The organism is Streptomyces achromogenes (genome assembly GCF_030816715.1).
GTDB lineage: Bacteria > Actinomycetota > Actinomycetes > Streptomycetales > Streptomycetaceae > Streptomyces > Streptomyces achromogenes_A.
On the sequence record NZ_JAUSYH010000001.1, the window covers coordinates 6529085 to 6548185 of the forward strand.

Below are 19101 nucleotides of genomic sequence, written 5' to 3' on the forward strand. Positions count from 1 at the left end.
ATGAGCACGGATCTGATCGGTACGAAGACCAGGAGCCGGCCGGTGCCCGAACTGCTGCCCGAAGAAAAGAAGCGGATCACGCCGAAGCGTCCGCGCGACTACGTCGCCTGGGTGGTCGCGATCGCGATCGTCGCCGGTCTGGTGTGGACCGCGGTGACGAACGAGAACTATCGCTGGCCGGTGGTGTTCAGCTACTTCACCACGCAGACCATTCTCGACGGTCTGCTGGTCACGCTGATTCTGACCGTGGCGAGCATGGCCCTGGGCACGCTGCTGGGGCTGGTGCTGGCGGTGATGCGCATGTCGCCGCAGCGGCCCGTCTCCGGGCTGGCCCAGCTCTACATCACCTTCTTCCGCGGCACCCCGGTGCTGGTGCAGCTGGTCTTCTGGTTCAACATCGCGGCGCTCTACCCGAACCTGTCGGTCGGTATCCCGTTCACCGGCGTCTCCACACCGGTGAACGTGAACGCGATCATGACCCCGATGACCGCGGCCGTCGTGGGGCTCACCCTGAACCAGGCCGCGTACATGTCGGAGATCATCCGCGGCGGGTTCGCGTCGGTCAGCCGCGGACAGCACGAGGCCGCGGAGTCCCTGGGCATGTCGGGGTTCACCAAGCTCCGCCATGTGATCATCCCGCAGACCATGCCGGCGATCATTCCGGCCACCGGCAACCAGGTGATCGGCATGCTCAAGGAGACCTCGCTGGTGAGCGTGCTCGGCGTCGCCGACCTGCTGAACAGCGCACAGGCCATCTACGCCCGCAACTACCAGACGATTCCGCTGCTGATCGTGGCCAGCCTCTGGTACCTGATCATGACGCTGGTGCTGAGCGTGCCGCAGTCCATGATCGAGCGCCGTTTCTCCCGCTCGACCCGGGCGCGGCTGACCCCGGCCGCCACCGCGGCCGAGCCCGGAGCCGGACAGCCAGTTCCCACCACGAGGGAGTCCCTGCTGTGAACGCCGACGGAACGATCGTCGCACGCAAGCTGTGCAAGAGCTTCGGACGCCACCAGGTCCTGCGCGACATCGACCTGACCGTCGCGGCCGGGGAGATCTCCTGCATCATCGGGCCGAGCGGATCGGGCAAATCGACACTGCTGCGGTGCATCAACGGGCTGGAGACCGTGGACCGCGGAGTCCTGAAGGTCAACGGAGAGGACTTCGGCTATGTCGAGAAGGACGACGCCTACCACGCCGTCCGCCCGCAACGGCTGGCCGAGCAGCGCGCCCGCATCGGCATGGTGTTCCAGCAGTTCAACCTGTTCCCGAACATGACCGCCGAGAGCAACGTCATGTCCGGACCGGTGCTGGTGCAGAAGAAGGACCGCGCCGCCTGCCGGGAACGGGCACAGGAGCTGCTGGCCAAGGTCGGCCTCGAGGGCTGCGGCCACAAGTACCCCGCCCAACTCTCCGGCGGTCAGCAGCAGCGCGTGGCCATCGCCCGCGCGCTCGCGATGGATCCCACCATCATGCTGTTCGACGAACCCACCAGCGCACTGGACCCCGAACGCGTGGGCGAAGTACTCGCCGTCATGCGCGACCTCGCCGGCAACGGAATGACCATGCTGCTCGTCACCCACGAGATGGGCTTCGCCCGCGAGGTCGCCGACGAGGTGCTGTTCATGGACGACGGCATCGCAGTCGAACGCGGCGACGCACGCGAGGTCCTGGCCAACCCCCGCGAGAAACGCACCCAGGCCTTCCTCGAAAGGGTGCTGTAGAAGCGGCCCGGACCCGCGGCAGCGGACCCGGCAGCGAGTCCGGCAGCGAGTCCGGAGAAGACGCCGGTCGACTGCGTCCGTCCCGTAGAACCCCTCACCCGCGCCTTGCGCCGGCACGGACCGCGCCGGCGCTGACAGCGCCGCCCGCCGGGCTCCTGGTCGCGCGCCCCGGCCGCGCCCCCCTTTGAAACTCCCCGCTAAGGACCCGACATGAAGACGATTCCCTACTGGATAGACACCGCTGGGGCGTTTCCCGACCGGTCCGGCAAGCCGCTGACCGAGGACACCGACCTGGTGGTCGTCGGCGCCGGACTGACGGGTCTGTCCACCGCCCTGCACTCCGCCCGCAAGGGCGCCCGCGTCACCCTCGTCGAGAAGGGCCAGATCGGCTCCGGCGCCTCCGCACGCAACGGCGGCATGGCCAACCTGGGATTCACCATCGGCGTGGGCCAGGCCGTCCGCCGGTACGGACTCGAACGGGCCCGGGAGATCTACAACTCCTACGGCGAGGCCGTGGACACCGTCGAGCGGCTCGTGAACGAGGAGTCCATCGACTGCCAGTTCCGCCGTGTCGGACGCCTGGGCGTCGCCTCCCGCCCCGCGCACTTCGAGAACAAGAAAACCCAACAGCGCGACCTGGCCAAGTACTTCGGACACGAGACGACTCTGGTCGGCAAGTCCGAGCTGCGTTCGGAGATCGGATCCGACGCCTACCACGGCGGCCTGCTCGACCCGTTCAGCGCCGCCCTGCACGTCGGCCGCTTCGTGCGCGGTATGGCCGACGCGTGCGAGCGCACCGGTGTCGAGATCCACGAGCGCAACGCGGCCATCGGTGTGCGGCGCACCGCCGCCGGCCGGTTCGAGGTCAGTACCGAGCGCGGTGTCATCCGCGCCGGGCAGGTCATGATGGCCACCGACGCCTACACCGACCAGAACTTCCCGTGGCTGCGCCGCCAACAGGTCTGCGTGGGCAGCTTCATCATCGTCACCGAGCCGCTCGGCGAGGAGCTCGCCCGGGACATCATCCCCAAGGCCCGCCTCATCGTCGACTCCAACAAGGTCTGCCACTACTTCCGGCTCACCCCGGACAACCGGCTGCTGTTCGGCGGCCGCGCCCGCTTCGCACCGTCGGACCCGACCTCGGACAAGAAGAGCGGGGCCGTCCTGTTCCGTGAGATGTGCGGGATCTTCCCCCAGCTCTCCCGCACCAGGATCGAGTACGTGTGGGGCGGCTCCGTCGGTTTCGCCATGGACCGCATCGTGCACGCCGGGCAGACCGAGGACGGCGTCCACTACTCCATGGGATACGCGGGCCACGGCGTGCAGATGGCCACCCACATGGGGCAGGTCATGGCCGAGGTGATGGACGGCCACCCCGAGGTCAGCCCCGTCCGCGACCTCGCCCCGCCCCGCATTCCCCTCTACAACGGCACTGCCTGGTTCCTGCCCTTCGCGGGCGCCTACTACAAGACGCTGGACCGCATCCGCTGACCGGTCGGCAGCCCCTCTGCACCTACAAGGAGATATCCACGATGACTGTCGTCCGTGATGTACCCAAGCAGCTGTTCATCGGCGGCGATTGGCAGGACGCGGAGTCCGGCCGGACGCTGTCCGTCGACAACCCGGCCACCGGCGAGCAACTGTGCCGGGTCGCCGACGCCTCACCCGCCGACGGCCGGCGTGCCGTCGAGGCGGCGGTGGCCGCGCAGGCCGCCTGGGCCGCCACCCCACCGCGCGTGCGCAGCGAGATCCTGCGCCGCGCCTACGACATCATCATCGCGCGCACCGAGGACCTCGCACTGCTGATGACCCTGGAGATGGGCAAACCCCTGGCCGAGGCACGTGCCGAGGTCGCCTACGGCGCGGAGTTCTTCCGCTGGTTCTCCGAGGAGGCCGTCCGTGTCGACGGCGGCATGATGACCGCCCCCGACGGCAGGAACCGGCTGCTGGTCACCCGTCAGCCCGTCGGCCCCTGCCTGCTCGTCACCCCCTGGAACTTCCCCCTGGCGATGGGCACCCGCAAGATCGGCCCCGCGATCGCCGCCGGCTGCACCATCGTCCTCAAACCCGCCCCCCAGACTCCCCTGGCCAGCCTCGCCCTGGCGGAGATCCTCACCGAAGCGGGTCTGCCGGCCGGAGTGCTGAACATCGTCACCACCTCAGACGCCGCCGGCGTCGTCGAACCCCTGCTGCGCGGCGGGAAGATCCGTAAGCTCTCCTTCACCGGCTCCACCCAGGTCGGCCGGATCCTGCTGGCCCAGTGCGCCGACACGGTCATCCGCACCTCCATGGAACTGGGCGGCAACGCCCCCCTCGTCGTCTTCGACGACGCCGACCTCGACGTCGCCGTCGAGGGCACCATGGTCGCCAAGATGCGCAACATGGGCGAATCCTGCTGCGCGGCCAACCGCATCTTCGTCCACACCTCCGTCGCCGCGGAGTTCGCCTCCCGCCTCGCCGCACGCATGGCCGCCCTCACCGTCGGGCCCGGCACCGAACCCGGCACCGACGTCGGTCCCCTCATCGACCTCGCCGGCCGCAGCAAGGCCCACGACCTGGTGCGGGACGCCGTCAAGCGCGGCGCCACCGTCCTGACCGGCGGTGAACTCCCCGAAGGGCCTGGCTGCTTCTATCCGCCCACCGTCCTCACCGGTGTCGCACCCGACTCCGCGATCATCGACACCGAGATCTTCGGCCCCGTCGCCGCGATCCGTTCCTTCGAGACCGAGGACGAGGCCGTCGCGGCCGCCAACGACACCGAATTCGGACTGGCCGCCTACCTGTTCACCCAGAACCTCGACCGTGCCCTGCGGGTCGCCGAACGCCTCGAAAGCGGCATGATCGGCATCAACACCGGACTGGTCTCCAACCCCGCCGCGCCCTTCGGCGGCGTCAAGCAGTCGGGCCTGGGCCGCGAAGGCGGTCGCGTCGGCATCGACGAGTTCCTGGAGTACAAGTACCTGGCCGTCCCCGTCGGAGCCTGACATGCGCGACCGACTCGTCGTCCTCTACCGCGGCAACCGGCCCCCCGCCACCGCACGCATCGAAAGCCTCGCGGACACCGTCTACGCCACAGAGGAGGAACTGCCCTACCTCCTCCCCGGCGCCGACGTCCTCCTGGCCTGGGTGACCATCACCCCGGCCATCCGGGAGGCGTGGCCCGACGATCCGCAGAAGGCGCCCCGCTGGGTCCACGCGTCCTCCGCGGGCGTGGACTCCTTCCTGTTCCCCGCCCTGGTGGACGAGCCGCGCGTTGTCCTGACCAACGCCCGGGGGGTCTACGAGCAGCCGACCGCCGAGTACGTCCTCGGCCTGATCCTCGCCCTCGCCAAGGACTTCCCCGGCACCTGGGAGCACCAGCGGCGCCGCGAGTGGCGTCCGCGCCCCAGTGACGGCATCACCGGACGCACCGTGCTGGTCTGGGGGACGGGGCCGATCGGCCGGGCCATCGCCCGGCTGCTGCGCGCCGTCGGGATGCGGGTGAGCGGTGCGGGCCGCACGTCCCGTACGGACGACCCCGACTTCGGCACGGTCCACGGTGCGACGACCCTGCGCTCCGCCCTGTCGGAAGCGGACTACGTCGTCCTGGCCGCCCCCCTCACCCGGGACACCCGGGGCATGGTCGACGCTCCCGTGCTCGCCGCCATGAAGCCGGGGGCGCGGCTGATCAACGTAGGCCGGGGGGGACTCGTCGACGAGGAGGCGCTGGTCGACCACCTCGCCGCCGGACGGCTCGCCGGCGCGGCCCTGGACGTGTTCGCCCAGGAACCGCTGCCTGCCGAATCACCCCTGTGGAACATGCCCGGCGTGATGATCTCCCCGCACACGGCGGGCGAGACCACCAGCGAACGGCAGGAGCTCGTCGAGTTGTTCCTCGACAACTTCACCCGGTACAGCGAGGGCCGGCCGCTGCGCAACGTGGTGGACAAGCGGCGCGGATACGTGGTCGAGGACACGCGCCCCGCCTGAAGGCGAGCAGCACGCGTCCCGGCCGGTGACTCCTCCCGGCCGGGACGCGTGCTGCTCGCCTTTCTCTCTCTGGCCTGCGGCTGCGGCCGGTACGGATGCCCGGTCCGTCGCCGCCCGGCACGAGCGGCGGGACCGGGCGGTGGCCGCCCGGTCCCATCGCCTCACACCGCGTCGCTGAGCCGGGTCTATGAAACGGTCAGGTAGATCTTGCGCACGGTTTCGATGGTCTTCCAGACCCCGACGAAGCCCGGCTTCATGACAAAGCTGTCCCCTGCCCTGTAGACGACCGGCTCGCCGTCTTGCGGCGTGAGCTCGATGACGCCGGAAAGGATGTGGCAGAACTCGAAGAGCTCGCCCTTGACCGAACGCGTCTCGCCGGGCGTGGCTTCCCAGACACCCGTTTTGATCGTTTCCTCGCGGGCGGCGTCCTGGGCCCACGTCTTGAAGGTCGGGTTGCCGGAAATCAGGCGCTCCGGCAGCGGGCCGGACTCCTGGGGTGCGAAGGAGGGGTGGGGATCGATGGTCTTCAGGAGCGACATGGCTTTTCCTTCGGTGGATGTGAACAAGGACGAAAACCGGGAGCGGACATACCGGGCGTCACCGGGCCGAGTTCGGCCAGACTCGTCGCGTGTCTCGGAGCAGGGACTGACGGCTGCCGTCACGGTCTCGCGTGCGGTGGACCGATGTGTCCGGGTGGGCGGTCACCAGACCGGTACAGCTCTCGAGACCGGCGCACATGAGGGTGGTGGTGACGGCGTGCCGATCACCGAAGGCGACCTGATGGGCGGCCTCGGCAAGCACCGGATCGACGGTGCCGGAACCGGCCCGCACAGGCGGCGTGGAGCGTGCGACTGCTCCGGTCCGTCGAGTATCTCCGACACCTCGCAACGAGCCCACGCGTGATCTGTCCGTTGCGGGCACGATGTTCGGACGTTGTGTCAGGCGGGAAGCCGGGAGCGGCGTTCACGGCCCCGGTCGGCCGGGGAGAACTGAGAGCTCGTTCGGCCGGGGAGAGCGGTGTCCGTGCCGCCTGGCTCGCGACGCGTGTCTTCCTGCGGTTCGGTCATCGCCAGGCGCCTGTCGGCCTGGTTCCCCGATTCCTCACGCCTGACGTGCTGTGCGGGCGCAGCGGGCCCTCAGGCGGGGTACGCGTGGGTCTGGGTCGCCTTGACCGTCGCCCAGACCGCGGCGCCCGGATACAGGCCGAGCTCCGCCGCCGCGACCGTGGTGAGGTCGGCGGCGAGCGGAAGTCCGCCGGTGAGGTCGGCGCGGATCTGGTCGCCGTGGGTCTCCATGCCGGCGACCTCGCACCGCCAGAGGTTGCGTGCGCTGGAGCAGGTGGGGCGGTCCCGGTGCAGGGTGACCGCACTGGGCGGGAAGGCGACGAAGACCGGGCCGGCGAGGTCCTCGGTGGTCGTGATGCCGGTCGTGATGCCGGATCCGCCGTCGACGCGGACCGTGTGTCCTTGCGCCTCGCCCCGGTAGAGGTTGAGGCCGACGAGGTGGGCGATGTAGTCGGTGCGCGGGTGGCGGGCGATGTGGGCGGGGCTGCCCTGCTGGACGATGCGGCCGTCCTCGATGACGACGAGGTGGTCGGCGAGGACCATCGCGTCCAACGGGTCGTGCGTGACGAGCACGGCTACCGCTTCGAACTCGGCCAGGTGGTGCCGGAGTTGGGCGCGGACGTCGAGGCGGGTGCGGGCGTCGAGGGCGGCGAGCGGCTCGTCGAGGAGCAGCAGACGCGGGTGGGTGGCCAGGGCCCGGGCGAGGGCGACGCGTTGCGCCTGGCCGCCGGAGAGCTTGCGGGGCTTGCTCCCGGCGTGGTCGGCGAGGCCCATGCGGTCCAGCCACTTCGCGGCCTCGGCGCGTGCCTGCGCCTTGGTCGCACCGTGGCAGCGCGGCCCGAACGCCACGTTGTCCAGCGCGGTCAGGTGGGGGAAGAGCAGGTAGTCCTGGAACACGACGCCGACCGGACGGGACTCCGGCGAGGTGCGGTGCAACTCGGCCCCGTCCAGGCGGAGGTGGCCGTCGGTGAGCGGGACGAGGCCGGCGAGGGCGCGCAGCGCGGTCGTCTTGCCGGCGCCGTTGGGACCGAGGAGCGCGACGACGTCACCCGGCGCCGCGGTCAGCGCCACGTCGAGGCGGAAGGAGCCGCGCTCGACCAGCAGTCGGGCGTCGAGCCCTTCTCCGGCCGGGGCGGGCGCGCCGACCGGTTCCTGCGCGTGGTGCGCGTCGCGTGCGGTCTTCTCGGTGCCGCTCATGAGGCGGTCATCCAGCGGTCGCGCAGCCCGGCCAGCACCGCGATCGAGACGGCCAGCAGCACGAGGCTCAGGGCGATCGCGGCCTCCGGGTCGCTCTGCAGCGCCAGGTACACGGCGAGCGGCATGGTCTGGGTGCGGCCGGGGAAGTTGCCGGCGAAGGTGATCGTCGCGCCGAACTCGCCGAGCGCCCGGGCCCACGCCAGCACGGCGCCGGCCGCGATGCCGGGGGCGATGAGCGGCAGCGTGACCCGGCGGAACGCGGTGAAGCGCGAGGCGCCCAGCGTCGTGGCAGCCTCCTCGTAGCGCGGGTCGGCGGCGCGCAGGGTGCCCTCGACGCTGATGACGAGGAACGGCATCGCCACGAAGGCTTCCGCGACGACGACCCCGGCGGTGGTGAACGGCAGGGTGATCCCGAACCAGGAGTCCAGCCACCGGCCCATGACCCCGTTGCGGCCGAGCGCCATCAGCAGGGCCACGCCGCCCACCACCGGCGGCAGTACCAGCGGAAGGGTGACCAACGCCCGGAGAAGGCCGCGTCCGGGGAACTCGACCCGTGCCAGCAGCCAGGCCAGCGGCACCCCCAGCACCAGGCTCACCGCGGTCGCCGCCGTCGCGCAGACCAGGGACAACTGGAGCGCCTGCCACACCTCGGTGCTGGTCAGCAGCTCGGGCATGCTCCGCCAGGGGGCCCGGATCAGCAGGGCGACGAGGGGGAGGACCAGGAACGCCAGCCCGATCAGCGCGGGCAGGAGAAGGGGCAGCGGGGCGCCTCCGCCGACGCCGCGGCCCTTCGGGGCTCCGCGGACGCGGCGCCGCGGGCCGCCGGTCAGGGTGTCCGCGGCGCCGGCCTTGTGCAGGGGCGGGGAGGTCACGGCTGGAGAAACCCGGCGTCGGTCAGGACCTTCTGGCCGTCGGCGGACTGCACGAGCGCGATGAACGCCTTGGCGGTCCCGACGTTCTTCGAGCCCTTGAGCAGGGTGATCGGGTATTCGTTGACGGCCTGCGCCGACTCGGGGAAGTCCACGCCCTCCACCTTGTCACCCGCGGCCTTCACATCGGTCCTGTAGACCACCGCGGCGTCGGCCTCCTTCAGGACCACCTTGTTCAGGGCCGACCTGACGTCCTCCTCGTAGGAGACCGGGGTGAGCTTCAGCCTGCTCGCGTCCAGGGCCTTCTGGGCGGCGGCGCCGCACGGCACCGTCCTGTCGCAGAGCACGACCTTCAGCGAGGACTTCGTGAGGTCCTTCAGGGACGCGATCCCGTCCGGGTTGCCCGGCAGGGCGGCGATCTCCAGCTGGTTGCGGACGAAGGTGGCGGGCGTGCCCTGCGCGTCGCCCTCGTCCGTCACGATGGCCATGGTCCTGGGGCTGGCCGAGGCGAACACGTCGGCGGGGGCGCCGGCGGTGATGCTCGCGGCGAGGGTGTCGCTGCCGCCGAAGCTGAAGGTGACCTTCGTACCCGGGTGGGCCTTCTCGAACTCCTTGCCCAGCGTCGTGAAGCTCTCCTTCAGCGAGGCGGCGGCGAAGACGGTGACCGTGCCGGACAGCTTGTCCGAGGCGGAGTCCGACGGGGCGGAGCCCGACGTCGTGGACGAGCCGGAGTCGGACGACGAGCAGGCGCTCAGGGCCAGCAGGGCGGCGCCTGCGCCGGTCACCTGCAGCATCCGGCGGGTCCGGCGCGCGGAACGGGTCATCACGGGTGAACTCCCTCTGGTCCTGACGGGCACACCTACGGTCTCTCGTCGCGTTCGGCGGCCGGATTCCCGCCGTGGACCAGCCGCCCTTCGGCGTCGGCGCCGAAGCCGGGCAAGACGGCCGCGTTCCCGATCCGGTAGGTGTGCATGAGCCGATCATACTGCCGCAGATGCCAGGCAAAAGCCCCCTGTCGCTTCGTATGAGCCGGACCATGGACCTAACGTCCTGGCATGTGCGTTTGCACGGCAAGCGGTCCGGGTGCGGCCGTCCGGGAGGTGCAGCCCCCGAGTCGGTGTTCGCAGCCGCCGGTATCGACGGGCGAACTGACGGGTGTACCGGGCTCGCCGGGCATGCCGTCGTCCTCGGCGTCCTCGCCGCAGACCGGGCTCGCGGCCGCCCCGCCGCCGCCCGTGTCCCTCGAACCTGCGCTCCCGGCGATCGTCGCGGCGTACCTGGGGGAGATCGCGGCGGCCGAAGGGGAACGGGCCGAGGCCCGCTACTGGTTCGAGCGCGCCCTTCACTCCGCGCCCGCAGGCCCGTGAACTGGCGGCCGCGCGCCTGGCGGTCCTCGACACCGCTGCCGGAGGTGAGCCGGGCGTACCCGGGTAGCCGGCCCGGCGAGAGCCGGGCGGCCACGCCGGCCGACCCGTCGCCGCGAAGCCGCCGCAGCGGTTCACCCTCGACCGGGCGCGGGGCCCGGTGTCGACCCCGGCGATGTCGCGTCGAGGCCGGGTTGCGTTGTCCTTCGCCGTGATCGCGCCGTTGGTTAGGGTGGCAGGCAGGGACTGGCTCCGGAGCGGGCCACGTCGGACACGACGGGGGGCGTCGGTGGGGAGTCGGCAGGCGGACGCGACGGACACGGTGGGCGCGGTGGGCTGGTGAACGGCCGTTCGGCGCACGCGGCGCTGCCGCCCTCGCTGCGCTCGTCGCTCGGGCCGATCGCGGGGCTAGCCGCGCTGGTGGTCCTCGCGCTGGGGGTGCTGTACGCCGGCGACGGCGAGCCCGGCAGGGTGGACCGGTGGGTCGTCCGGCCTACGGCGGACAGTGTGCGGCCGCCGTGGCGGAACGTGGCCCTGGCCCTGGACTTCCTGGGGGAGCCCGTGGGGGCGGCGATGCTGCTCGTCGCCGTCGTGGCGGGCTGTCTGCTGCTCCGACGTCCCCGAACGGCGGTGCTCGCCGTCGCCGGCGCCGGCCTGACCGTGGGGGCGGCGACGCTGCTCAAGTCTGTGGTGGGACGCACCATCCACGGGGACGACAACCTGTCCTACCCGAGCGGACACACTGCCTTCGCGACCGCGCTCGCCCTCGTGGTGGCGCTCCTCGCGGTCGGCCGGCTCGGCCTCGCCAGGACGGCCGGCACCTCACTCGCGCTCACCGCGGCGCTGGTCGCCGGCGCGTCCATGGGCTGGGCGCAGGTCGCCCTGGGCGCGCACTACCCGACCGACGTCCTCGGCGGCTGGTGCGCCGCGCTGACGGTGGTGCCGGCCACCGCGTGGCTGATCGACCGGTGGGCCGATCGGCTGGAGGGCCGGCTGGAGGGCCGGTCGGCGGACGGGTCGGCCGACCCGGTCGTCACCCCGCCGACCGGTCCGATCGCCGGTCCGCCGGCCGACGCCGGTCGGCAGGAGCGTCGCTGACCGCACGGCACGTGCCACCGTTCCGTCAGGTCACGCCGTGTCGCATCATGCCGTGTGGCATCGCGTCGTCCTGCGTCACGCCTGGCGGCGGAACACGGGCTTCACCGGCCGTCCGGCCATCCAGGGGGTGGGGTCACCGGCGTCCAGGGCCTTGCGGTACACCGCGCACGCCTGGGCCACCACGTCGACGGTGTGGTCGATGTCGGCGTCGTCGAGCGCGCTGCTCACCACGAACGACGGGGCCAGCACCCCGCCCGCGAGGAGCCGGCGCAGGAACAGGGTGCGGTACTCCTGGGACGGCCGCCCGTGCTCGTCGAGGGTGGCGAAGACCAGGTTGCTGGCCCGGCCCCGGACGACGAGGTGGTCGCCGACGCCCATGCCGGCCGCGGCCTCGCGGACACCGGCGGCCAGCCGTTCGCCGAGGGCGTGCAGCCGGGCGGTGACGCCCTCCTCCACGTAGGTGCTGAGCACGGCCGTCGCGGCGGCCAGGGAGTGCGTCTCCGCACCGTGGGTCGTGGACAGCAGGAACACCCGGTCGCCGGAGTGGCGCAGCCCGCCCCGTTCCATCAGGTCGCGGCGCCCGGCCAGCGCGGAGACGGCGAACCCGTTGCCCAGGGCCTTGCCGAACGTGGAAAGGTCGGGGACGACGCCGTACAGGCCCTGGGCGCCCGCCTCGGACCAGCGGAAGCCGGTGATCATCTCGTCGAAGACCAGGACGCAGCCGTGCCGGTCGGCCAGTTCGCGCAGGCCCTGGAGGTACCCGGGCGGCGGCTCGGAGTGGGTGGCGGGTTCGAGGATCAGACAGGCGACCTCGCCCCGGTGCCGGGAGAGCAGCTCCTCGGTGGCGGCCAGGTCGCCGTAGGGGAACGTCACGGTGAGTTCGTTGGTGGCGTCCGGGATGCCGGCGGACATCGGCGTGGTGCCGATGAACCAGTCGTCGGTGGAGAAGAACGGATGGTCGGCGCAGAGTGCCACCCGCGGGCGGCCGGTGGCGGCGCGGGCGAGGCGCACCGCGGCGGTGGTGGCGTCGGAGCCGTTCTTCGCGAACTTCACCATCTCGGCGGTCGGCACGGTCGCCAGGAAGGTTTCCGCGGCCTCGACCTCCACGATGGACGGCCGGACGAAGTTGCCGCCGCGGTCGAGTTGCCGTCGCACGGCCTCGACCACCCGGGGGTGGGCGTGGCCGAGGCTGACCGACCGCAGGCCGGAGCCGTACTCGATGTACCGGTTGCCGTCGACGTCCCACACATGGGCGCCGTGACCGTGGCTGATGACCGGGGCCAGGTTCTCGGGGTACTGGTCGTCGCCCTTGGCGTAGGTGTGCGCGCCCCCGGGGACCAGGGCGTGCAGCCGCTCGTTCGCCGCCCGCGACCGGGGCAGGAGCAGCTCTGCGGTGTCTTCGGTGGCTTCGGTGTCCACGCGGACCTCAACTCTCCTTGTGCTTCAGGACGTCGGCGAGGCTCGGCGCCTCCCGGTCCCGCTGGGACATCGACGTGACCGGCAGCGGCCAGGGAACGGCCAGCTCCGGGTCGTCGAAGGCGATGGTCACGTCCTCGGCCGGATCGTGCGGACGGTCGATCCGGTACGAGGTGTCGGCGGTCTCGGTCAGCGCCTGGAAGCCGTGCGCGCACCCCGCCGGGATGTACAGGGTCGTCTGCGTCTCGCCGGACAGCTCGAAGGAGGCCACGTTGCGAAAGGTCGGCGAGTTTGTCCGCAGGTCCACGACGACGTCGAAGATCCTCCCGTACGAGCAGCGCACCAGTTTGGCCTCGCCGGCGCCGGAGCGCAGGTGCAGGCCGCGCAGCACGCCGCCGGCCGAGCGGGACAGGCTGTCCTGCACGAACGCGTGGGGGTCGAGGCCCACCGAGCGGAGCACGTCGGCGTCGAAGGTGCGGCAGAAGAAGCCGCGTTCGTCGGCGTACGGCGTCGGTTCGAACAGGTAGGCGCCGGAGATCTCCGGGACTTCGATCGCCTTCACGGGGTCTCCTGCCGGGTGTGGCCCTGGGCGCGGGCGTGGTCTTGGTTGCGGGCCGGGGCCGGGGCCGGGGCCGGGGCGCGGGTGCGGCCGGTCGCCGGGAACAGCGCCGCGGTCAGGGCCGTGAAATGGCGGTCGAGTCGCTGGGCGGCGGCCCGGTTCCGTTCGGTGAGGGTCTCCCGCAGTTCCGCCGATCGTTTCTCCAGCGACCGGAACTGCTCCAGCAGCCGGTCGGCGTCGACCTCGCGCGCCGGATGGCAGTACGCGCCGAGGCCCATCTCCGCCATGAGCGCGTCGCTCTTCGCCGCATAGCTGAGCGAGAGCGTCGGGGTGCCGGACCGCAGTGCGCAGACCAGGTTGTGGTAGCGGGTCGCCACCACGGCGTCGGCGGCCGCCGTCTCCTTCATCAGGTCGGCGAGCGAGGCCGCCTCGGCGGCGGTGACCAGCGGCGAGTCCACCGCGTCGAGGATCGCGGCGACCACCGGCGCGTCGCACGCGTCGCCGGTGAGCAGCCGGACCGGCCTGCCGTCCTCGACCAGCGCGCGGACGAAGCGGGTCGTCCCCTCGAGGTAGCGCCGGTGGATCTCCTCGCCGCGGTCGCGGTCGTCGTCGCCGCCGTGGAAGTCCATGACGCCGACGCAGACGCGGCCCGGCGCCACCGGGGGCTGGCCCGCCGGCGGCGCCGGCAGGGCGAACGCGAGGTCCGGGTGGACCTCGTCGCGCGCGGTGTCCACGCCCATCGCCCGCATCGCGTCGCGGGACGGGACGTCCCGGTACGACCGGTAGGCGGCCAGCCGCGCCGACCAGCGCACCAGGGCACGGGTCGACGGGTTGGCGATCGGGGCGGCGCCGACGCCGACCAGCGCGACCCGGCTGCCGGACAGCCGGCCGCTCGCGCACAGCAGGAACAGCGCGTACGGGAAGCCCCACGGCCGCAGCGGCAGCGTGGCCTCCAGGACGCCCATGCCCGGCACGATCACCACGTCGTGCCGGCGCACCCAGGCGGCGGTGCGGAAGGCGTCGACGAGTTTGCCGAGCCCCTTGCCGGCGATCGCGCCCGCCCGCGAAGCCGTCCGGTACTCCCCGCGGTACCAGTGCAGCCGCGTCGCGGGGATGCCGTACCGGGCCGTGACGACCTCGGGTCCACCGCACAGCGCGTCCACGACCGCCTCCGGGTGCTCCGCGCGGAGGTATCCGAGCACCGCCTCGAGCGACCCGTCGTTGCCGAGGTTGCCGGAGCCGAGCAGCCCGAACACCCCGACGCGCACGGGGGATCCGCCCGCGGACGTCATGCCCGCCTCCCCTCGCGGCCGGCGACGAGGGCGTCGACGGAGACGGTGAGCCGGGCCGGATCGACCGGGGCGCGGTCCTCGACCCGCTCGCCGGCGCCCGGCCGGACCCGGCTGGTCATCCACGCGGCCAGGTGGCCGAAACACGCGCGCCGGTCCGCCGCGGACAGCGGCGCCCGCCGGATCGCCGAGGCGAAACCCCAGACGTACTCGGCGAGCAGCCGGGGCGTCGGGTGCAGGAGGCCCGCCCGGCGCGGATCGAGGTTGACGCACCGGGAGCGTTTGGAGGGGTTCGCCCGCTCGGCGCGGGTGGGATGGTCGCGGCGGAAGTACAGCAGCTCCGGCACCTGGTGGAAGGGCCCGTGCAGGGTGATCTCGGCGACGAACGTGCGGTCCGCGTGGTGGTAGCTGTCGTGCGGCTTCACCCGGCGCAGCATGTCGGCCCGCATCACCCCGTAGAAGTCGTCGCCACCGGGCTCGAAGAGCAGGCTGCGGAAGCGCTCCGGCGCGTGCGGCGAGTCGGTGGCGAGCCCGTACTCGTAGGGGACCTTCACCTGGCCGTCGCCGTCGATGACCGCCTGGCCGCTGTGCGCGAGGACCACGTCCGGCCGTTCGTCCAGCGCCTGGACGCAGCGCAGCAGCAGGTCCCGGGCGTACAGGTCGTCGTGGGAGGCCCACTTGAACAGCTCGCCGCGGCACTCGGTGAACACGTAATTGTGGTTGGGCGCGGCGCCGATGTTGCGGGGCAGCCGGAGGTACCGGATGCGCGAGTCCTTCGCGGCGTACCGGCGGCAGATGTCCTCGGTCCCGTCGGTCGAGGCGTTGTCGGAGACGACCAGTTCGAAGTCCTCGTAGGTCTGGCCGAGCAGGGCGTCGAACGACTCGGCCAGGTACTCCTCGCCGTTGTACACGGGCAGGCCGATGCTCAGCCTGGGGTGGGCGGTCATGAGGTCCTCACTTCGCGAATGGTGTTCCGGTGGTGCTCGCGCGACGCGGACCGCAGCTGCAGCCACCACACGGCCGAGCTGCCGACGGTCGCGGCGGCGACGCCCCAGGCCGAGCCGACCGTGCCGGCCACGGCCGCCCCGCCGAGTCCGCCGCCGACGTAGCAGGCGGAGGCGAACAGTTGGCAGCGCAGGCTGCGCCGGGCCGCGGCGAGCGCGCGCAGTCCGGCCGCCGCGCCGGTGCCGAGGCCGGCGCCGGCGACGCCGAGGGTGGCCGGCACGATGAGCTGCGAGGCGGAGGGCCAGACGTCGCCGAGCACGAACGCGCCGGCCCGGTCCGGCATCAGCAGCAGCGCGGCGCCCCACAGCAGCGCGGCGGCGGCCTGCCCGCCGCCCAGCAGCAGGCAGAACCTGCCCAGCCGCTGAGGGGCCCGCCGCAGGACGCGTGCCGCCTCCGCGACGGTGACCAGCGACAGTCCCATCAGCAGCGCGAGGAACGGGCCGAGCAGGAGCTCCGCGCCCCGGACCGCGCCCACCGCGCCGACGCCGACGATCGCGCCGAGCCCGTACGCCCGCAGCTGGCTCGCGCCGCTGAGGCTGACGTTCTCGACCAGGTACCGGTAGCCGAGGTCGCGCTGCTCGCGCAGCCACCCGCGCGTCCCCGTCGTCCGGGGCCGGATCCCGGACTGGAGGCAGCCGTACCCCGCGGCCACCGCGGCGGACGCGCCCCAGGCGAGCACGAACGCGGCCACGCTGTCCACGCGCGCCGCCACCACCATCGCCGGGACGAGCGCGACGCCCCACACGAGGTCGTTGACGAACGCCTTGCGTCCGGCCCCGGCGGCGAAGAACGCGAACCGCCAGGCGTCCTGCAGCAGCAGCGCGGGCAGCACGACGCCGAGGCAGACGAACGCGGGCCCCACGCGGCCGCCGAGGCCGAGCCCGACCAGCAGACACACCGCGCCGAGGGCGGTGCCGACGCCGAGCGCGGCGCCCGACGACCGGGCGGCCGCCGCGCGCCAGGACGCCTCCGGCACGCCGCTGAAGCGCACCACGAGCGGATCGGTGGCCAGCCCGCGGGCGACGTTCAGCACCACGCCGTAGGTCAGCCAGGCCAGGCTGAACACGCCGAACGCGGTCAGCCCCAGCGAGCGGGCCACATAGATCCCCACCGCGAAGTTGGTCATGCTGGAGGCCGCCTGGTCGGCCAGTCCCCAGGACAGCCGGCCGACGACGGCCCGCCGGGCGGTCCGCCGGGCGTCCGTGGCCCCGTCCGCCGTCGCCTTCCCCTCCCCGGTGGTCATCGGCGTCATGCCTTGATCAGCTCGGCGTCGTGCAGGGCTCCGGCCGCCGCGGCGACGGTGTCGAACGGCAGCCCGGAGCGCTCGGCCACGTCCAGCAGACTGTGCTCGCCGTCGGAGAGGCTGAGCACCCAGAGCATGGCCAGCTGGGCCTCTTTCGCGTCGCTGCGGCCGCCGAGCGAGTCGTACAGCCCGCGCCGGCCGAGCTGCGGCTCGCCGTAGGGGCTGAGGTTGACGTACCGCCGGTTGCGGTCCAGGACGCCGAACGCCTCGAGGCAGACGTCGAGCGTGTCCTGCATCGCCTCCGGGGAGACGAAGCCGGGGTCGTCCGCCGAGGTGTGGTACTCGGGGTAGCCCGCGTACGGGGTCCGGCTGAGCGATCCCACGCCGAGGTCGAACCCCGGTGAGCAGTACTGCCGCTCGTCGTAGCCGTAGGGAGTGAACTCCTTGATGTCGTGCGGGCGTCCGGAGGCCGTCAGCACATGGCGCAGCACCCGGTCGATCTCCGCGTCGCCGCGCCTGCTCTGCTTGTACGTCAGGTGCCCCCGGTCGCCGGCGCAGGCCAGCACCAGCCCGTGCTTGACCCGTTCCACCCGTTCCGCGTTGCGGGCCAGCCAGGTGATCGCCCCGATGGTGCCGGGCGCGAAGATGAACCGGTAGGTGTAGTACGGCGTCCGCTCCGCCAGCGACCGGGCCAGGTACGTCGCCACCGCGATGCCGGCCAGGTTGTCGTTGGCCAGCGACGGGTGGCAGACGTGGCAGGAGACGATGACCTCGTCGGCGACCTGCCCGGGGACCACGTGCTCGGCGTAGGTGAGATGGCCGTCGGCGAGCGTGGAGTCGACGCGCACCTCGTAATCGCCGTCCGGCAGCGCGTCCAGGGTCTCCTGGGCCAGGCAGAACCCCCACTCCGGCTTGTAGTAGCTGGTGCGGTAGGGCACCCAGGACGGGTGGTCCGGCAGGGTGTGCAGGTGTCCGCGCAGCTCGTCCAGCGGCATGGTCGCCGACACCGGCACGCTGTAGCCGAGCACGTGCAGGCTGGACGCGGCGAAGTCGACGACCCGCTTCCCGGCGGCGTCGGCGATGTACGCGTCCCGGATGTTCCACTCCTGCGGCACCGTCCAGTCCAGCACCCGGGTCCCCGTCGGCACCTCGTGCACCCGCAACGGGACGTACTCGCCGACGATGTCCAGGGTGGCGCGCACCCCGTCGCCGGTGATGCTCCGGCACAGCGGGTACAGCCGCTCCACCAGCGCGTGCATCTCGTCGCCTGCCACGGTCATCGGCGCCACCGCAGGGTGTCGTCGACGGCGCCGGCGTCGGACGCCGCGCGCAGCACGGCGAGCCGGGTGAAGCGCTGCTCGAAGGCCTCCCGGGTCAGCCCGTGCGCGCGGTAGGCGTCGGCGAGTTCGAGCGCGCCCCGCTTCACCGACCACTCGCAGTCGAAGCCGGGGATCGCAGTGCGGAACCGGGAGAAGTCCACCCGGTACGACCGCGGATCGGCGCCGTTCTCCCCGGTGATGACCACCTCGGCGCCGGACACCGCCTCGGCGACCTGCCCGGCGATCTCGGCGACCGTGACGTTGTTGGACTCGCTGCCGATGTTGAACGCCCGGTCGTGCACCGCCTCGCGCGGCGCGGCCAGCGCGGCCGCGAAGGCGCGGGCGATGTCGGCGGCGTGCACCAGCGGCCGCCAGGGCGTGCCGTCGGAGAGCACGAGCACCTCGCCGGACAGGAGCGCGTGACCCACCAGGTTGTTCAGCACGATGTCGGCGCGCAGCCGCGGCGAGTAGCCGAAAGCGGTGGCGTTGCGCATGTACACCGGGCTGAAGTCGCCGTCGGCGAGCGCGTGCAGGTCGTCCTCCACCCGCACCTTGGACTCCGCGTACGGGGTCACCGGGCGCAGCGGGGCGTCCTCGGCGACCAGGTCGTCGCCGCCGGCGGCGCCGTACACCGAGCAGGTCGACGCGTACAGGAAGCGCCCCACCCCGGCCTCGCGGGCCAGCCGGGCCAGCCGCACGGAGGCGTGGTGGTTGATGTCGTAGGTGAGGTCCGGCGCCAGCGATCCCAGCGGGTCGTTGGACAGCGCGGCCAGGTGGATCACGGCGTCCACCCCGGCCACGTGCTCGGCCGTGACGTCGCGCAGGTCCACCCGGTGCCCCGGCGGGTCGGCGGGCATCGGACCGAGGACGCAGTCGGCGAACAGCCCGGCGTCCAGACCGACGACCTCGTGGCCGGCGGCGGCGAGCACGGGGGCCATCACGGTTCCCAGATAGCCCTGGTGTCCGGTCAGCAGTACGCGCATGG

At 72.4% G+C, this 19101-nt stretch carries 18 protein-coding genes; 7 read left to right on the forward strand and 11 right to left on the reverse strand.

Annotated elements, in window-relative coordinates; translation table 11 throughout:
- The 5 genes from QF032_RS29305 (at position 1) to QF032_RS29325 (ending at position 5693) form a co-directional block, all read left to right on the forward strand.
- Entirely contained in the window at positions 1 to 960 is a 960-nt protein-coding gene (locus QF032_RS29305) for an amino acid ABC transporter permease (RefSeq protein WP_307046598.1), read from the forward strand.
- Positions 957 to 1724 carry an amino acid ABC transporter ATP-binding protein gene (locus tag QF032_RS29310; protein ID WP_307046600.1) on the forward strand — a complete coding sequence of 256 codons (768 nt, stop codon included), beginning with the start codon at positions 957 to 959 and terminating at the stop codon, positions 1722 to 1724. Before QF032_RS29305 ends, QF032_RS29310 begins: the two co-directional genes overlap by 4 nt.
- A gap of 210 nt (positions 1725 to 1934) precedes the next feature.
- On the forward strand, positions 1935 to 3215 hold the full coding sequence (locus tag QF032_RS29315; RefSeq protein ID WP_307046602.1) for an NAD(P)/FAD-dependent oxidoreductase: 1281 nt from the start codon (positions 1935 to 1937) through the stop codon (positions 3213 to 3215).
- Between the two features lie 41 nt (positions 3216 to 3256).
- Positions 3257 to 4708: an NAD-dependent succinate-semialdehyde dehydrogenase gene (locus tag QF032_RS29320; RefSeq protein WP_307046604.1), complete on the forward strand. Its 1452-nt coding sequence runs from the start codon at positions 3257 to 3259 to the stop codon at positions 4706 to 4708.
- 1 nt (position 4709) lies between these two features.
- On the forward strand, positions 4710 to 5693 hold the full coding sequence (locus QF032_RS29325; RefSeq protein WP_307046606.1) for a D-2-hydroxyacid dehydrogenase: 984 nt from the start codon (positions 4710 to 4712) through the stop codon (positions 5691 to 5693).
- A 185-nt stretch (positions 5694 to 5878) separates the two neighbouring features.
- On the opposite strand, the gene QF032_RS29330 is transcribed toward QF032_RS29325, so the two are convergent.
- The 4 genes from QF032_RS29330 to modA all read right to left on the reverse strand — a co-directional run bounded on the left by QF032_RS29330 (position 5879) and on the right by modA (position 9647).
- On the reverse strand, positions 5879 to 6232 hold the full coding sequence (locus QF032_RS29330) for a cupin domain-containing protein (protein WP_307046608.1): 354 nt from the start codon (positions 6230 to 6232) through the stop codon (positions 5879 to 5881).
- 597 nt (positions 6233 to 6829) lie between these two features.
- Positions 6830 to 7954 carry an ABC transporter ATP-binding protein gene (locus tag QF032_RS29335; RefSeq protein WP_307058074.1) on the reverse strand — a complete coding sequence of 375 codons (1125 nt, stop codon included), beginning with the start codon at positions 7952 to 7954 and terminating at the stop codon, positions 6830 to 6832.
- Positions 7951 to 8826 carry a molybdate ABC transporter permease subunit gene (gene modB / locus QF032_RS29340; RefSeq protein WP_306948798.1) on the reverse strand — a complete coding sequence of 292 codons (876 nt, stop codon included), beginning with the start codon at positions 8824 to 8826 and terminating at the stop codon, positions 7951 to 7953. The genes QF032_RS29335 and modB overlap by 4 nt, the downstream gene beginning before the upstream one ends.
- Positions 8823 to 9647 carry a molybdate ABC transporter substrate-binding protein gene (modA, locus tag QF032_RS29345; protein ID WP_307046614.1) on the reverse strand — a complete coding sequence of 275 codons (825 nt, stop codon included), beginning with the start codon at positions 9645 to 9647 and terminating at the stop codon, positions 8823 to 8825. The genes modB and modA overlap by 4 nt, the downstream gene beginning before the upstream one ends.
- 351 nt (positions 9648 to 9998) lie before the next feature.
- On the opposite strand from modA, the gene QF032_RS29350 reads away from it, so the two are divergent.
- Positions 9999 to 10190 carry a hypothetical protein gene (locus QF032_RS29350; RefSeq protein WP_307058077.1) on the forward strand — a complete coding sequence of 64 codons (192 nt, stop codon included), beginning with the start codon at positions 9999 to 10001 and terminating at the stop codon, positions 10188 to 10190.
- A gap of 336 nt (positions 10191 to 10526) precedes the next feature.
- Positions 10527 to 11285 (forward strand): phosphatase PAP2 family protein, encoded by a 759-nt coding sequence (locus QF032_RS29355; protein ID WP_307058079.1) that lies wholly within the window; start codon positions 10527 to 10529, stop codon positions 11283 to 11285.
- A 75-nt stretch (positions 11286 to 11360) separates the two neighbouring features.
- Here QF032_RS29355 and QF032_RS29360 read toward each other — a convergent pair whose 3' ends face one another.
- The 7 genes from QF032_RS29360 to QF032_RS29390 are packed head-to-tail and all read right to left on the reverse strand — an operon-like array spanning position 11361 to position 19099.
- A complete protein-coding gene (locus QF032_RS29360; RefSeq protein ID WP_307046620.1) occupies positions 11361 to 12704 on the reverse strand; it encodes a glutamate-1-semialdehyde 2,1-aminomutase in 1344 nt (447 codons plus the stop codon).
- A 7-nt stretch (positions 12705 to 12711) separates the two neighbouring features.
- Positions 12712 to 13263, reverse strand: a complete 552-nt coding sequence (gene rfbC, locus QF032_RS29365; RefSeq protein ID WP_307058082.1) for a dTDP-4-dehydrorhamnose 3,5-epimerase — start codon at positions 13261 to 13263, stop codon at positions 12712 to 12714.
- Positions 13260 to 14552, reverse strand: coding sequence for a polysaccharide pyruvyl transferase family protein (locus QF032_RS29370; protein ID WP_307058084.1), 1293 nt, complete (start codon positions 14550 to 14552; stop codon positions 13260 to 13262). Before QF032_RS29370 ends, rfbC begins: the two co-directional genes overlap by 4 nt.
- Entirely contained in the window at positions 14549 to 15496 is a 948-nt protein-coding gene (locus tag QF032_RS29375) for a glycosyltransferase family 2 protein (RefSeq protein ID WP_307046624.1), read from the reverse strand. The genes QF032_RS29370 and QF032_RS29375 overlap by 4 nt, the downstream gene beginning before the upstream one ends.
- On the reverse strand, positions 15493 to 16797 hold the full coding sequence (locus QF032_RS29380) for a hypothetical protein (protein ID WP_307046626.1): 1305 nt from the start codon (positions 16795 to 16797) through the stop codon (positions 15493 to 15495). The genes QF032_RS29375 and QF032_RS29380 overlap by 4 nt, the downstream gene beginning before the upstream one ends.
- A 5-nt stretch (positions 16798 to 16802) precedes the next feature.
- A complete protein-coding gene (locus QF032_RS29385) occupies positions 16803 to 18086 on the reverse strand; it encodes a DUF4910 domain-containing protein (protein WP_307058086.1) in 1284 nt (427 codons plus the stop codon).
- Positions 18074 to 19099 carry an NAD-dependent epimerase/dehydratase family protein gene (locus QF032_RS29390; protein WP_307046630.1) on the reverse strand — a complete coding sequence of 342 codons (1026 nt, stop codon included), beginning with the start codon at positions 19097 to 19099 and terminating at the stop codon, positions 18074 to 18076. The genes QF032_RS29385 and QF032_RS29390 overlap by 13 nt, the downstream gene beginning before the upstream one ends.
- Between the last annotated feature and the right edge of the window lie 2 nt (positions 19100 to 19101).

Excerpts from the sequence above, each read along its gene's own strand:
- QF032_RS29375 (WP_307046624.1), bottom strand. The coding sequence starts at position 15,496 with ATGACCGCCCACCCCAGGCTGAGCATCGGCCTGCCCGTGTACAACGGC.
- QF032_RS29335 (WP_307058074.1), bottom strand. The coding sequence starts at position 7,954 with ATGAGCGGCACCGAGAAGACCGCACGCGACGCGCACCACGCGCAGGAA.
- QF032_RS29330 (WP_307046608.1), bottom strand. The coding sequence starts at position 6,232 with ATGTCGCTCCTGAAGACCATCGATCCCCACCCCTCCTTCGCACCCCAG.
- QF032_RS29380 (WP_307046626.1), bottom strand. The coding sequence starts at position 16,797 with ATGACCACCGGGGAGGGGAAGGCGACGGCGGACGGGGCCACGGACGCC.
- QF032_RS29370 (WP_307058084.1), bottom strand. The coding sequence starts at position 14,552 with ATGACGTCCGCGGGCGGATCCCCCGTGCGCGTCGGGGTGTTCGGGCTG.
- QF032_RS29350 (WP_307058077.1), top strand. The coding sequence starts at position 9,999 with ATGCCGTCGTCCTCGGCGTCCTCGCCGCAGACCGGGCTCGCGGCCGCC.
- QF032_RS29325 (WP_307046606.1), top strand. The coding sequence starts at position 4,710 with ATGCGCGACCGACTCGTCGTCCTCTACCGCGGCAACCGGCCCCCCGCC.
- QF032_RS29390 (WP_307046630.1), bottom strand. The coding sequence starts at position 19,099 with ATGCGCGTACTGCTGACCGGACACCAGGGCTATCTGGGAACCGTGATG.
- QF032_RS29305 (WP_307046598.1), top strand. The coding sequence starts at position 1 with ATGAGCACGGATCTGATCGGTACGAAGACCAGGAGCCGGCCGGTGCCC.
- modA (WP_307046614.1), bottom strand. The coding sequence starts at position 9,647 with ATGACCCGTTCCGCGCGCCGGACCCGCCGGATGCTGCAGGTGACCGGC.
- QF032_RS29315 (WP_307046602.1), top strand. The coding sequence starts at position 1,935 with ATGAAGACGATTCCCTACTGGATAGACACCGCTGGGGCGTTTCCCGAC.
- QF032_RS29320 (WP_307046604.1), top strand. The coding sequence starts at position 3,257 with ATGACTGTCGTCCGTGATGTACCCAAGCAGCTGTTCATCGGCGGCGAT.